This is a genomic window from Leucobacter chromiireducens subsp. chromiireducens (genome assembly GCF_016758255.1).
In the GTDB taxonomy this organism is placed as follows: Bacteria; Actinomycetota; Actinomycetes; order Actinomycetales; family Microbacteriaceae; genus Leucobacter; species Leucobacter chromiireducens.
The window spans coordinates 179322-193235 of the sequence record NZ_QYAD01000005.1; the positions used below are offsets into that span (position 1 = coordinate 179322).

The window sequence follows — 13914 nt, forward strand, 5'->3', positions numbered from 1 at the left end:
GCGGCGTGCGTAGCGGAGTGCGACTCGGCATCGACGTGGGCAAGGCCCGCGTCGGTGTCGCCCGCTCAGACCTCCACGGCATGCTTGCCACGCCCGTGGAGACCGTGGCGCGCGCGACGGACGGCGATGCCGACCTCGCACGCATCGCAGCCATTGCAGCCGAGCTCGATGCGTTCGAGGTGATCGTCGGCCTGCCGCTCAATATGCGAGGCGAGCGGACGCTCTCCACGGATGATGCCGTTGGGTTCGCCGAGCAACTTGCAGCGCGACTCGCGAGTAGCAGTGTGCCCGTGCGCCTCGTTGACGAGCGCCTGTCCACAGTTTCGGCTCAGGGGCAACTGCGCCAGGCCGGGAAGAAAACCAAACAGAGTCGCTCGATCATCGATCAAGCGGCAGCGGTGGTGATCCTGCAGCACGCACTCGATACCGAGCGCGCGCAGGGGATGGCACCCGGGAGCCCGGTCGCGGTGGCCGGCGCGAATGCGAAGGAGTCACACGCATGAACGCACGAGCACGCGAGCGGGAGCGCGCCTCCGGGCGTGGGAAGCGCATTGCGATCTCACTGATCGTCACGGTCGCCCTCCTCGGTGGCCTTGCGGCCGCAGGAGCCTACCTCTGGTCGCAGTTCGGGGAGCGAATCTCTGAAACCCTGGGGTGGACCTCGAACGACTACGAGGGCCCCGGCACGGGAGACGCGATCATCGTGATCACCGAGGGTGAGATCGGCGAAAACGTGGCCATCACCCTGGCCGAGGCGGATGTCGTGAAGACCTCAGAGGCGTTCTACCGGCTCCTGCTCGACCAGGATCCCGCGGTCGAGTTCCAGCCCGGCTCATACCGGATGAAACTGCAGATGAGCTCGCAGGCCGCGCTCGAAGCGCTGCAGGACCCGGAGAACCGGATGAACTTCACCGCCATGATTCCCGAGGGGAAAACCGTCGAGCAGACGATTGAACTCGTCGCCGCGGGCGCTGATATTCCGCTCTCCGAGTTGCAGGATGCCATCAAGGATCCCGCAGCGTACGGCCTGCCCGCTGGTGTGGACAGCCTGGAGGGCTGGCTCTTCCCGGCGACGTACGAGTTCGAGTCTGACACCACGGGCGCAGAGGCCATCCAGCGCTTGGTCGATCAGCAGAAGCAGGTGCTTGACGAGGCGGGCGTTGCTGAGGCTGACCGCGAGCGGGTGCTGACCATTGCCGCGATGGTGCAGAAGGAGGGCGGGCGCATCGAGGACTTTGGCAAGGTGTCGCGCGTCATCGCAAACCGTCTGGCCGACGACATGCTGCTCCAGATGGACTCCACGGCGCAGTACGGGATGGGACAGCACGAGGACGGCTCGGTCTGGTCGACGGACGAAGCACTCTCCGATGACAACCCGTGGAACACGTACGTGCACAAGGGGCTGCCGAAGGGGCCGATCGCGAATCCCGGGCGTGATGCGATCGACGCCGCTCTCAACCCTGAGCCGGGGGACTGGATCTACTTCGTGGCGATCAACCTTGACACACGCGAATCCGCGTTCAGTGTGACGCAGGAGGAGCACGAGGCGTCGGTTGCGAAGCTCAACGAGTGGTGTGCGGCCAACCCCGGCAAGGGTTGCTAGGTGCCCGAACAGCTCGCTGTTCTCGGCTCGCCGATCGGGCACTCGCTGTCGCCGCGCATTCACCGCGCGGCGTATACAGTGCTTGGACTGGACTGGCGCTACTCCGCGGTGCGGTGCGGTGAGGCGGGCCTCGGCGCTTTCCTCGCCGGCCGCGGCCCGGAATGGCGCGGTCTGTCGCTCACGATGCCGCTGAAAGAGGAAGCCTTCCGGCTCGCGACCTCTCTCGATCCGATCGCGCGCGAGAGCGGAGTCGTGAATACCCTTCGGCACCGCGACGATGGTGGGTGGGACGGTTTCAACACCGACGTTGCGGGGCTCGCTCACGCGATCGACGCGGCGAACCTCGACGCGGCGCGCACGGTGGTGCTGGGCACGGGGGCCACTGCGGTCTCCGCAGTGCTGGCGGCCCGCCAGCTCGGAGCCCGCGAACTTCACGTAGTGGGCCGCAGGCCCGAAGCCGCCATCGCGCTTGCGCAGCGCTTCGACGGCTCGAGCGATATGCATTGCGCAGGAATGGGGCTCAGCGATCCCGAGCTCCGTGAGTGGCAGCCAACGCTCACCATCTCGACACTCCCGGGGCCCGCCGGTACCTCGCTTGACCTGCCCGACACCCTGCACGCGGCACCGCTCTTCGACGTCGCATACGACCCGTGGCCTTCCCCGCTCGCGCGGCGCCACGAACGCGCCGGTGGGCGATCCCTGCCCGGCACCGACATGCTTGTCGAACAGGCGATCGTGCAGATTCGGATCTTCAGCGGGGGTGATCCCAGTATCCCGCTGGCTGAAGAATCAGCGGTGCGCGCGGCCATGCGCGCAGCGACAGCACCCTCCAGTGTGGGAGGATAGTCCTTATGCTGCGTTGGCTTACCGCTGGAGAGTCCCACGGACCCGAACTGATTGCTGTCCTCGAAGGGCTGCCTGCTGGCGTGCCCGTCTCGCTCGCAGAGATCCGTGCTGATCTCGCGCGCCGCAAGCTCGGCTATGGCCGTGGCTCGCGGATGAAGTTCGAGCAGGACGAGCTGAACGTCTCGGGCGGTGTCGTCCAGGGCGTCTCCATCGGAGGGCCCGTCGCGATCCGCATCGGGAACACGGAGTGGCCGAAGTGGGCCGAGGTGATGAGCGCGGAGCCGACCGAGCTCTCGGAGAAGTCTCGCGGCCGCGGCGCTGCGCTGACGCGCCCGCGACCCGGGCACGCTGATCTCGCCGGCATGCAGAAGTACGGCTTCGACGAGGCACGACCCGTGCTCGAGCGTGCAAGCGCGCGCGAGACCGCTGCCCGCGTGGCACTCGGGGCTGTGGCCCGTGCCTTCCTCAGCGAGTTGGGCATTGGTCTCGTGAGCCACACGGTGTCGCTTGGCACGATTGAGGCGCCCGCTGGTGGCCCGCTGCCCCGACCAGAGGACACGCCAGCACTCGACGCGGATCCGCTCCGTTGCTTTGATGCCGGAACGAGCGCCCGCATGGTTGCGGAAGTCGACGATACGAAGAAATCTGGCGACACGATCGGAGGCATCGTCGAGGTGCTTGCCTACGGTCTGCCGCCGGGGCTCGGTTCCTACGTGCACTGGGATCGTCGACTCGATTCCCGCCTCGCAGGAGCGCTCATGGGTATCCAGGCGATCAAGGCCGTTGAGGTGGGCGATGGGTTTGAGACCACGCGCCGCCGCGGCTCGGAAGCGCATGACGAGTTGCATATCGCTGACGGACAGATCGCCCGCGAAACGGGCCGCGCTGGCGGTATCGAGGGTGGGATGACCACGGGTCAGGTGCTCCGCGTCCGCGCGGGGATGAAGCCGATCGCCACGGTGCCCCACGCTCTGCCGACGGTGGACGTCGCGACGGGCGAAGAAGCGAAGGCTCACCACCAGCGTTCGGATGTGTCCGCGGTTCCCGCCGCTGGCGTTGTCGCCGAGGCGATGGTGGCTCTCGTGCTCGCAGACGCGGTAACCGAGAAGTTCGGCGGCGACAGTGTCGCGGAGACGAAGCGGAACCTCGAGTCCTATCTCGCCGCGATCCCCGAGCGCTTGTCGACCGCCATCGAGTCGTGACCGGAAAGCGCCGGGCGGGGCGGCCAAGCGGCCCGCCCGCGGCTGCGCCGAAACCCGCGCCGCCGAGTACGCCCGAGTTGCAGCATCCGCCTGAGAGCGGAGAGTCGGGTGCGTCAGCTGGCGCGCCTCGCAGCCGGGCGGCCTCGCGCAGTCGGCGACGGCGACGGCGACGCTCTGCTGTGCGTCTGCCGGATCGTGCAATCGTCTTCGTTGGTCCCATGGCCGCAGGCAAGACAAGCCTCGGCAAGCGCGTTGCGCGCGAACTCGGTGTGCCGTTCGTGGACACGGACGCCGTGTTCGTGCGCCAGCACGGGGCGATCACCGATTTCTTCGCGGCCCACGGCGAGCCCGAGTTCCGCCGGATTGAGGCCGATGTGATCGCGCAGGAGCTCGCGCACCGCGGGGGCAGGATCGTGGCACTCGGCGGCGGCGCCGTGCTGACCGAGCGGACGCGTGAGTTGCTCGCCTCGTTCCCGGTTGTGCTGCTGATGACCACGCAAGAGGCGGTGCTCCGTACCGCGAATCTCTCGCGCCGGCCGCTGTTGCGCGATGACCCGAACGCGTGGGGCCGCATCCTCGAGGAGCGCCGGCCGCTCTATGAGGAGGTCTCCGACGTGACCTACCGCACCGATCGTGCGACGAAAGAACAGCTTGCGCGACGCGTCGCGCAGTGGGCACGCAGCTTTGGCAAGAAGCGCGGCCCCATCCCCGGAACCGGCGAACAGACGCCACCGACAAGGAGTGAAGCATGACCCCGCAGGACCAGGCCACCGACGGCACCCCCAGCCCGTTCACGGAGATTCAGGTCACGGGTGAATCCGAGTACACGATCACGATCGGCCGTGGTGCCATCGAGCGAGTGCCCGAGGCTCTCGGGGACCGCGTGGCGAAGGTGCTCATCATCCACACTCCCACGGTCGGGAAGATCGCGAGCGACCTGCGCGACTCGCTGCAGGAGCGTTACGCGCACGTGCTGCTCGCGGAGGTCCCTGATGCCGAGTCCGCGAAGCGTGTTGAGGTCGCCGCGTTCTGCTGGCAGATCCTCGGCCAGTCGGACTTCACCCGCACCGACGCGATCATCGGCCTCGGCGGCGGGGCCGTGACTGACCTTGCGGGCTTTGTCGCCGGCACCTGGTTGCGGGGTGTCCGCCTCGTGCAGATCCCCACGAGCGTTCTCGGAATGGTCGATGCGGCCGTTGGCGGCAAGACGGGCATCAACACCAACGAGGGCAAGAACCTCGTCGGCACCTTCACCGCCCCCACGGGCGTCATCTGCGATATCGATCTCGTCGACTCGCTGCCGCGCAATGAGATTCTCGCGGGCTTCGCGGAGGTTGCGAAGTGCGGCTTCATCGCCGAGCCTGAGATTCTCGACATCCTTGAGGCTGACGTCGATCGCGCGACCGATCCGCAGACCCCGGAGTTCCAGCGCCTCATCGAGCTTGCCGTCGGTGTGAAAGCGCGAGTGGTGTCGGAAGACTTCCGCGAGGGTGGGCTGCGCGAGATTTTGAACTACGGCCACACGCTTGGGCACGCGATTGAGCACGCGGAGCGCTACCAGTGGCGTCACGGCGTCGCGATCTCCATCGGCATGATGTACGCCGCGGAGCTTGGCCGCATGGCGGGTGCACTCTCGGACGCAGCGGTGGATCGCCACCGCCGTATTCTCTCCTCGCTCACGCTGCCGCTCAATTACCCGGCAGGGCGCTGGGCCGGCCTCCTCGCGACGATGCAGCGAGACAAGAAGGCGCGCGCCGGGATGCTGCGGTTCATCGTGCTCGACGAGATCGGCAAGCCGCGTGTTCTGGCCGGCGTCGACGACTCTATGCTGCAGTTCGCCTACCAGGAGATCGCGAACTAGTTCGCAGGCTTCCTTCTGGCCGCTCGCCAGGCTCGATCACGGGTGTGACCAATTGTGACGCAACGTGCCGCGCGCGGCACGTGCCTGCCGATAGATTGGCGGAATGCGCGGCGATGGGCCGCGCCCTGCCTCGACCCGGGAGCCTACACATGAGCCTTCGCCGCCGAATCGCCGGAGGCATCGCCCTCCTTGCCGGAGCTGCACTGCTGACGAGCTGCGCCACAGCCGACGCCCCCGCGGGAAGCGGAGATCCGGCTGACGCCCCGAAGATCACCTTCCTCTACTCGCCCTACGCCGACTACGCGCCATTCTTCATCGCGGAGGAGAAGGGCTACTTCGAGGACGCCGGCGTGGACGTCGAGCTGATCTCGAAGAGCGGAAGCTCGGGGGAGACGTACCAGCAGGTCAGCACGGGCGGCATTGTCGCGGGCGGCGCAACCTGGGGCGCAGGTCTCTTCAACGCGACGAAGGCGGGCGCATCGATCTCGGTGATTGCGAGCGTCTCCCGCGTGCCCGACGAGGGGAAGAACCCTGCGCCACTGATGGCGTCCGAGAAGTCGGGCATCACTGATGTCGCCGAGCTCAAGGGGAAGAAGATTGGCGTCCCCGGAACCGGTGGCTTCGGGGTGTACTCGGTGTATCGCGCACTCGACACGGCGGGGCTGACGCTCGACGACGTCGAGCTCGTCAATCTTTCGCCCGGTGATATTCCGCCGGCGCTTGCGAACGGCTCGATCGACGCGAGCTGGACGATCGAACCGATCTCTTCGGCCATCACGGCGCAGGGCCTCGGCCACGAGATCCTTGACGTCAGTTACCAGGCCGGTGTCGAGCTTGGTGCGCTCGCGTTCAACAGCGAGTACGTCGACAAGTACCCGGAGGCGGTCACCGCGTTCACCGCGGCCTACCTCCGTGCGGTCCAGGAACTTGAAGACGGCGGCTGGAAGGATCCCGCCGACCAGGCGATCATCGCCGAGTACACTGATCTCCCGGTTGAGACGCTGACCGAAATTGGCCTCACGGTGCAGGACCCGGAGGGCGCGATTGACTGGGCAGACGTTGCTGAGCAGGAAGAGTTCTTCCGCGAGCGGAAGACGCTGGAGTTCGCGGGCGAGTCAGGGATCAAGGACATCTTCCGCGCAGACATTCTCGCTGCAGCTGTGAAGCAGTCGCAGGAGGCTGCCGCCAAGTGACCGGAATCTCGATCCAGAACCTCTGGAAGGCGTTCCCGAACGCTGAGTCGCGAGACGAGCTCCTTGTCGCGGTGCAGGACGTGTCCCTCGAGATCAAGGAACGCGAGTTTGTGTGCGTGCTTGGCCCCTCGGGGTGCGGGAAGAGCACACTTCTGCGTGTCGCGGCCGGGCTGGAAAAGCCGAGCTCGGGAAGCGTGACGACCCAGAGCCGACCGTCAGTGGTGTTTCAGGAGCACGGGATCTTCCCATGGCTCACGATCGCCGAGAATGTCGCGTACCCGCTCAAGCTGCGCGGAGTGCCTCGCGCTGAGCGGCGAACCCGGGTGACGGAGCTCCTCGAACTCGTGGGCCTCCAGGACTTCGCGAGTTACTATCCGGCGCAGATTTCCGGCGGAATGCGTCAGCGCACCTCGGTTGCGCGTGCGCTCGCGGATGATGGTGATGTGCTTCTCATGGATGAGCCGTTTGGCGCGCTCGATGAGCAGACCCGCGTCGTGCTGCAGCAGGAACTCCTGCGCATCTGGGAACAGACCTCCAAATCGGTGCTCTTCATCACGCACTCGGTCGATGAGGCGCTGACACTTGCCGACCGCGTGGTGGTGATGTCGCACCGACCTGGCCGCATCATCGATGAGATCGAAATCCCGTTCGGGCGCCCGCGCGACATCAAGGAATTGCGCCGCGACCCGCGCTATGGCGAGATCACGGTGAAGCTGTGGGAGCTGCTCGAGCAGCGCCCTGAGGAGGAGTCGGCCGCATGAGCGATCGCACGACGCCGGCGATCCCGGCAGAGATTGAACAGGAGCTGCGCTCCGCAGTTGCGGCGGAACGGGGCTCCCCGTGGATTCGACGAATCGGGCCCTACACGCCGCTCATGCTGCTGCTCGTCTGGGAGCTGCTCAGCCGCGTGGGTGTGCTCGATGCACGCTTCTTCCCGGCCCCAAGCTCGATTGTCGAGACGTTCGTCGCGATGCTGCTCGACGGTGTGCTGCTCGAACACACCGCGATGACGCTCTCGCGAATTGCGATCGGTTTCGTGCTGGGCGCCGTGCCCGGCGTGCTGCTCGGCGTCTTGCTGGGCTCGGTGCGCCCGCTGCGCCAGCTCCTCGAACCGATCTTCGCAAGCCTCCTACCCATTCCGAAGGTGGCGATCTTCCCGCTCCTGCTGCTGATCTTCGGCCTCGGCGAGACGAGCAAGTACGTCATCGTGGCAATTGGCGTGTTCTTCTACCTGTTCTTCAACACGATGAGCGGTGTGATGCAAACCCCGCCGCTCTTCAACGATGTTGCGAAGGCGAATGGCGCGTCGCCCGTGCAGCGCTGGTTCACGGTGTCCTTCCCGTACGCGCTGCCCTCGATCTTTACGGGGATCAAGCTCGCCACGGGAGGCGCGTTCGTGATTATTGCGGCATCCGAGTTCGTCGGTTCGCAGAGCGGCCTGGGTTACCTCATCTGGAGTTCCTGGTCCACGTTCGCGGTGTCGAAAATGTACGTCGGCATCGTGACGATTTCGGTCTTGGGGTATGCGGCCACCGCACTCGAGGGCTTCATCGAGCGGCGACTTGTTCCCTGGGTGAAGTACTAATGGCGACCCCGCAGCGCGCTGGCTCGGCGGGCGCGGTCGCGACGAACCGGACGGAACTCAGCTGCGGTGAACTCCGCGCCGAACTCGTCGCCGTTTTCGCACCGTACGCCGCCGCTGCGAGCGCAACGCCCGCGGACCTCGACCGCGCGGCGCGCTGGCTCGTCGAGGCTGAAGTGCTCGGTCTCGGCGCTTTCGGTCTCAGCATGCTGGTGAAGGATCTCGCGCGCATCGGCGCGCCTGCGGCGGGCGTGCATTCTGCGCCCGCGGTGAGCGCGCCCGGCACGGCCATTCTCAGTCTCGATGGAGCGGGCGTTCCTGGACCGCTCGCTCTCGCGGTCGCGGTCTCTCGCGCGGGATCCGCGACTGCGACGCACGGCATCGGCCTGATCGGCTTGCGCCGAGTGGGCGCGCTCGGCGTGCTCGGGCTTGCGGCACGAGACCTTGCTCTGGAGGGGCGAGTGGCCCTGGTCGCCGCACAAGCACCCGCGATCGTGGCGCCCTGGGGGAGCTCGCAGCCCGCGATCGGTACAAACCCGATTGCGATTGCGACACCACGGCGCAACTCGCCGCCGCTCGTCGCCGATTTCGCGACCGCACCACTGACGCTTGCCGAGCTGCGGGCCCGCACGGCTCGCGGCGAGCGACTGCCCGAGGGCGTGGCCGTTGACACGGCGGGCGACGCGACGCTCGACCCCGCACGCGTGTTCGCGATTCTCCCCGAGAGTCTCGTCGGCTCCCTCGGCGGGCTGCTCGTTGAGCTGCTCGCAGGCGTCGCCGTCGGTGGCCGCGAGACCGGACCCGGGGCGGCGGGACGGGGTGCGATGGTCCTCGCGTTTGATCCTGCTCGGGCCGGTGGCGTGGCGGCGGCCGACGATGCGGCGCGTCTCGCGGCGGACTGGGTACACGCGGGCGGTCACCTCCCGGCACGGTTCGATGCGCTCGGGAACGAGTTGACGCTGGACTCGACGGCACGCGTTCAGGTCGAGAGTTTGGCGCTCACCGCTCTTCGGGCCGCGGCGGACGCAGCGCGAACCTCGGGGGAGGCACCACGATGAACGCGCAGCTGGCACTCCACGTGAGCCCTGAGAGCGGGCTCCTCTCCGCACGTCGCTTGATCCGGGTGACCGGCGCGATCCCGGGCTCGCTGGTCTCGCTGCGCGCGGAGACGGTGCGGGGCGTCGAGCGTTGGGCCGCAGAGGCAACGTTCCTTGTGGATGCTCAAGGGACTGTCGACCTCGACACCGCTGCCCCCGTATCGGGCGACTACCGTGTGCCCGACGCGATGGGCTTGTTCTGGGCTCAGGCGCGGGAGACCTCGCACGGCGGGAGTTCGGAGCCCGAGGACGTTACCGCGCCGATCCTCACGCGCCTCACCGCGCGCCTCGTTGCGGGGACCGGCAGCTACTTCAGCGACACCGCTGCAAGCGGGGACGAGACCGCTGAGGCCACGGTGGAACAGCACCTCCTCGCGCCCGGAGTGACCCGCACGGAGGTGCGCGCGGATGGGCTCGTTGGTACGCTGTTTCGCCCGACGGGTGCCGGCCCATTTCCCACGATCATCGTGATGAACGGATCGGGCGGCGGGATCAACGAGGCGCGAGCCGCACTCTACGCGGCGGAAGGGATCCAGGCGTTTGCACTCGGCTACTTCCGTGTGCCGGGGCTGTCGCACTACATCTCGCATACGCCGCTTGAATACTTCGAGCGCGCACTCGCGTACACCGCCCGCGAGCTCGCTCCGCTCGGCGGCGCCCCGGTCGTGAGCGGACAGTCCCGCGGCGGCGAGCTCACCCTGCTGCTCGCCTCCCGTTTCCCGGAGCGCATTCTGGCTGCGGTGGCGTTCGTGCCCGGCGCGTTTGTCTTTGGCGCGCAGGGGGCGGCAGACCCCAGCGAGGGCTGGAGCGGGCCGACCTGGACGGAGAACGACGCCCCGCTGCCGCACCTCTGGCGTGAGAACGCGGGGGTCACCTGGCACCCCTGGGGTGGCGACGTGCCGCCCACGCGAGCCTCGGACATCTACGTTGATGGCCTCCGGGATCGGCAGCTTGCACGGCAGACCCGGATCCCTATCGAGAAGTTCCGTGGCCCCGTACTCTGTGTGTCCGGCCTCGATGATCGTGCGTGGCCCTCGAGCTTCGCGTCGCAGCTGGCGCTCGATGCGCTTGCGCACAGCGGGCATCGTGCTGAGCGACTGCACCTTGACTACGCAGACGCGGGACACGGCATTACGATCCCGCATCTGCCGGCGACGGAAATCGCACGGCGGCATCCGGTGTCGGGCGTCTCGTACTCGAACGGCGGCACGCCGCACGGCAACGCACACGCGAGCGCCGACTCGTTCGCCCGAGTGTGCGAGTTTGTGCACCGAAGCGCGCGGGCTGCCGCGGGTCACCTGCCCGAGGCAGCGAGTTCCGCGGCTCCCGTACTCGGCACGAGGGACCCCGAAGTTTTTCCCAACACGAAGGAGATCTGATGCCCACGAATGAGCATCTTGCTGGCCAATGGCGCGAGTGGCGCCACACGCGCGTCGCCGAGCTGACTCGCCCATACGGGTGGACCGCGCTTGTGGCGCAGTTCTGGCTGCACGAAGGCACGGCGGGCGCGGTGCTTGAGGGGCTGCCCGGCACCTGGGCGGTGTCCGAGGGGCGGGTTCTCTACACGCCCCCGGTGTCCGGGCCGAACCTCTCCGTCAACGGCGAGTACCCGAGTGCGCCCGTCGAGATCCCGACGGGCCGAAACCAGACGTACGGGCACGGCGGCAGTGTGCCCGTCTACTTCGGCGACCGCGAGGTCGAGACCGTGCCGCGGACGAACGATGCGGGGGATCGAATCCTCGGCGTGCGCGTGCGCGATCCGCACGTCTCGGTATCTGCCGCAGAGATCGGCCTCACCGCGTTCGAATACGACCCTGCTTGGCGTATTCCCTCGGTGTTCACCCCGAGCGCGCGCAACGACATCGAAGCGGTGACCGTTGAGACCGGCGTGCGCGAGACGACCACGCAGATTGGCACGCTCGCGTTCTCACACGGCGGGACCGACTACGAGGTTGTGCTCATCGGGAAGGACTCAGCACACGGTGTGCAGCCGGTGGCCCACATTCGGGACCGCACGAGCGGGCCCGTGAGCTACGGCGCTGGCCGCGTCGTCGAGCTGCAGTTCTCCGGCGATGGCGCGGAGCGGATCGACTTCATCGACTTCAACTACGCGCATGCGCTGCCCTGCGCGGTGACGAACTTCGTGACCTGCCCGTTGCCGCCCCGCCAGAACCACCTTGATTTCGAGGTGCTCGCCGGCGAGAAGAAGCCAGCCAATGATGTGGCCCGCGTGCTCACGTACGAGGCGCCTGCCACGTAGCCCCGAGAACAATTCGGGGATCACCGATTGCGCAATCCCCCCGCCAGTTTTACGCTCAGAACAAGGCGAAGGCAGGCACCGCCTCTCCTTCCGGGTGACACTCGCCACCCCGCGGCGCCGCGCACCCGCAGGAGGAGACATGCATCCCATCCTCACCACCGGGTTGGCGAAGCAGTATGGGTCGTTTCCGGCGCTTTCAGGAATCGACCTCGAGGTATCAGCGGGTGAGGTGTTCGGCTTTCTGGGCCCCAACGGGGCCGGGAAGTCGACCCTCATTCGCACGCTCATGGGGGAGCTGCGGCCGAGCGCGGGCCGTGCGTTCGTGCTCGGCCAGCCCCCGCCCGATGTGAGCGTGCGGGGAAAGCTCGGATATCTTCCCGCTGATCTTGCCCTCAGGCCAGACATGACGGGGCGAGAGACCCTCCAGTTTCTCAGTCGACTGCGACGAGGCGCTGACACCGATGCCGCCTGGGCCTTTGCCGCCGAGCTCGCCGAGCGGCTCAGCGCAGATCTCGACAAGCGGGTGGGGGAGCTCTCCACAGGCAATCGACAGAAGGTCGGCCTCATTGCCGCATTCATGCATCGGCCCGAGCTCGTCATCCTCGATGAACCAAACGCGGGCCTCGACCCGCTCGTGCAGCACGAGTTTTGGGCAATGATGCGCGAGGTCGCCGAGGATGGACGCACGGTGTTCCTCTCGAGTCACACCCTCGCCGAGGTGGAACGAGTGACCGACCGAGTCGGCATCATCCGGCAGGGCCACCTCGTCGCCGTCGAGACGGTCTCAGCGCTGCGCGGTCGCCAGATGCGCCGAGTCGAGATTGACTTCGAAGGGGTGCTCACCGAAGCGGATCTCAGCGCGGTGCCGGGCGTGCGCGATCTGGTGCTCCACCCGGATCGCGTGGAGATGAACCTCGTTGGCGAGTTCGCCGAGTTGCTCAACGCGGTAACGCACCGAGTACGGCTGCGATGCTTGTACTCGGCCTTTCGGTGTACGCGCGCATCGATCTGGGGATCTACGCCGAGCTCCCGGAAGCGGTGCGCGCGCTCATCGGCATCCCCGCGCACGCAGCCCCGGCGGTCCTGGCCTACAGCGAGATGCTGGCGTCCTTGGGTCACTCGCATTCGTCGGCGTCGCGATCGCGCTGGGCGCTCACGCCGTCGCTGGCGAGGAACAGGACCGCACGCTCTCGCTGATTCTCGCCGCCCCCGTGTCTCGCGCGGGCTATGTGCTCGCCCGCGCAACTGCGATCCTCGTGCTCGTGTGCGCCGGCGGAGTGCTGCTCTGGGGGGCCGCCGCGCTCTTCCACGCAGCGCTCGCACTCGCGATCGGCGCCGCAACGGGGCGGAAAACCGCGGCCGCGGGCGCCGCGGTGGCCGTCATGGTGCTCGGTTGGTTGGGCTCCAGCCTCCTGCCGCTCTGGCACGCGGGCGCGGCGAATTGGATTCCCTGGCACTGGTGCAATGGCTCGAGTCCGCTCGTGAACGGCGTGGACGTCGGCCAGATCGCCCTGTCCGTGGGCGGCGCGATCGCGCTGACTGGAGCGGGCGTGCTCGGCTTCCGGACACGCGAACTGCGCCTGAGCGTGGCGACGGGAGTGCTCACACGACTCCAAGCGCCGCCCGGCATCCGCCTGCTCCTGAGAGCAGCGGGCAGCTTTGCCGCGACTTTTCCCGCAGCGATTGCCGCGCTCTTCGGGGGCGGCGACCTTGCCACTCCCGCAGGTTTTCTGCATTTGGAAATCTTCGGGCTGCTCGCCCCGGCCGCGGTCATCCTGGTGGGCGTTGTTGCGGCGAGCGCGGGCCTCGCCGGCGAGGAGCAGCACCGCCGCATGTCTCTGCTGCTCGCTCAGCCCTTCTCTCGGGCCCGCGCGTACTGGACCGTCGGGGCGGCCGCCGCCGTGAATGTCGCGCTCGTGGGAGTGGCGCTCGGGCTGGGGTGCTGGGTGGGGATAGCGGTGTCGGGTGTCGGCATCAGCAGTGCCCATCTGGTGATCGCCTGCGCGTTGCTCATCCTGCTCGGGTGGTGGTTCGCCGCGCTTGCGTTGTTCTCTGCCGCGGCGACGGGGCGGACCGCGCGCGCAACGTGGATCCCCACCGGCTTCGCGCTGTTGAGCTACTTTGGGTCGACGCTGCTGAGCGCGGCGGGCGAAGACCGCTGGGGATGGTGGCAACCGCTTTGGCTCGCGGTGGGGACCGCGATACTCGCGCTCCTGGGACAGCCGCTCATCGCACGGCGAGACATACGAATTGGAGCGTAGCGGCGCCGC

The 13914-nt window shown here is 67.6% G+C and carries 13 protein-coding genes and 2 pseudogenes; 14 read left to right on the forward strand and 1 reads right to left on the reverse strand.

The window, feature by feature from the left end; genetic code table 11:
- The first annotated feature begins 5 nt into the window (after positions 1 to 5).
- The 13 genes and pseudogenes from ruvX to D3226_RS15200 all read left to right on the forward strand — a co-directional run.
- Positions 6 to 503, forward strand: coding sequence for a Holliday junction resolvase RuvX (ruvX, locus tag D3226_RS13570; protein WP_202383139.1), 498 nt, complete (start codon positions 6 to 8; stop codon positions 501 to 503).
- Positions 500 to 1603, forward strand: a complete 1104-nt coding sequence (mltG, locus tag D3226_RS13575; protein ID WP_202383140.1) for an endolytic transglycosylase MltG — start codon at positions 500 to 502, stop codon at positions 1601 to 1603. Before ruvX ends, mltG begins: the two co-directional genes overlap by 4 nt.
- Positions 1604 to 2449: a shikimate dehydrogenase gene (locus D3226_RS13580; protein WP_202383141.1), complete on the forward strand. Its 846-nt coding sequence runs from the start codon at positions 1604 to 1606 to the stop codon at positions 2447 to 2449.
- A gap of 5 nt (positions 2450 to 2454) precedes the next feature.
- Positions 2455 to 3651 (forward strand): chorismate synthase, encoded by a 1197-nt coding sequence (aroC, locus tag D3226_RS13585; RefSeq protein ID WP_202383142.1) that lies wholly within the window; start codon positions 2455 to 2457, stop codon positions 3649 to 3651.
- A 218-nt stretch (positions 3652 to 3869) separates the two neighbouring features.
- On the forward strand, positions 3870 to 4403 hold the full coding sequence (locus D3226_RS13590; protein WP_237462892.1) for a shikimate kinase: 534 nt from the start codon (positions 3870 to 3872) through the stop codon (positions 4401 to 4403).
- A complete protein-coding gene (aroB, locus tag D3226_RS13595) occupies positions 4400 to 5512 on the forward strand; it encodes a 3-dehydroquinate synthase (protein WP_202383144.1) in 1113 nt (370 codons plus the stop codon). Before D3226_RS13590 ends, aroB begins: the two co-directional genes overlap by 4 nt.
- Before the next feature lie 149 nt (positions 5513 to 5661).
- On the forward strand, positions 5662 to 6705 hold the full coding sequence (locus tag D3226_RS13600; RefSeq protein WP_202383145.1) for an ABC transporter substrate-binding protein: 1044 nt from the start codon (positions 5662 to 5664) through the stop codon (positions 6703 to 6705).
- Entirely contained in the window at positions 6702 to 7466 is a 765-nt protein-coding gene (locus D3226_RS13605; RefSeq protein WP_202383146.1) for an ATP-binding cassette domain-containing protein, read from the forward strand. Before D3226_RS13600 ends, D3226_RS13605 begins: the two co-directional genes overlap by 4 nt.
- Entirely contained in the window at positions 7463 to 8290 is an 828-nt protein-coding gene (locus D3226_RS13610) for an ABC transporter permease (RefSeq protein ID WP_202383147.1), read from the forward strand. Before D3226_RS13605 ends, D3226_RS13610 begins: the two co-directional genes overlap by 4 nt.
- On the forward strand, positions 8290 to 9345 hold the full coding sequence (locus tag D3226_RS13615) for an Ldh family oxidoreductase (RefSeq protein WP_202383148.1): 1056 nt from the start codon (positions 8290 to 8292) through the stop codon (positions 9343 to 9345). Before D3226_RS13610 ends, D3226_RS13615 begins: the two co-directional genes overlap by 1 nt.
- Positions 9342 to 10763: an acyl-CoA thioesterase/bile acid-CoA:amino acid N-acyltransferase family protein gene (locus tag D3226_RS13620; RefSeq protein ID WP_202383149.1), complete on the forward strand. Its 1422-nt coding sequence runs from the start codon at positions 9342 to 9344 to the stop codon at positions 10761 to 10763. Before D3226_RS13615 ends, D3226_RS13620 begins: the two co-directional genes overlap by 4 nt.
- Positions 10763 to 11644 (forward strand): DUF1684 domain-containing protein, encoded by an 882-nt coding sequence (locus D3226_RS13625; protein ID WP_202383150.1) that lies wholly within the window; start codon positions 10763 to 10765, stop codon positions 11642 to 11644. The genes D3226_RS13620 and D3226_RS13625 overlap by 1 nt, the downstream gene beginning before the upstream one ends.
- 139 nt (positions 11645 to 11783) lie before the next feature.
- Positions 11784 to 12296 (forward strand): annotated as a pseudogene (locus tag D3226_RS15200) (ABC transporter ATP-binding protein); the annotation flags it as partial.
- A 132-nt stretch (positions 12297 to 12428) separates the two neighbouring features.
- Here the strand turns inward: D3226_RS15200 and D3226_RS13635 are convergent.
- Positions 12429 to 12599, reverse strand: a complete 171-nt coding sequence (locus D3226_RS13635; RefSeq protein WP_202383151.1) for a hypothetical protein — start codon at positions 12597 to 12599, stop codon at positions 12429 to 12431.
- Positions 12600 to 12771: 172 nt separating this feature from the next.
- Here D3226_RS13635 and D3226_RS13640 point away from each other — a divergent pair.
- Positions 12772 to 13905 (forward strand): annotated as a pseudogene (locus D3226_RS13640) (ABC transporter permease subunit); the annotation flags it as partial.
- Between the last annotated feature and the right edge of the window lie 9 nt (positions 13906 to 13914).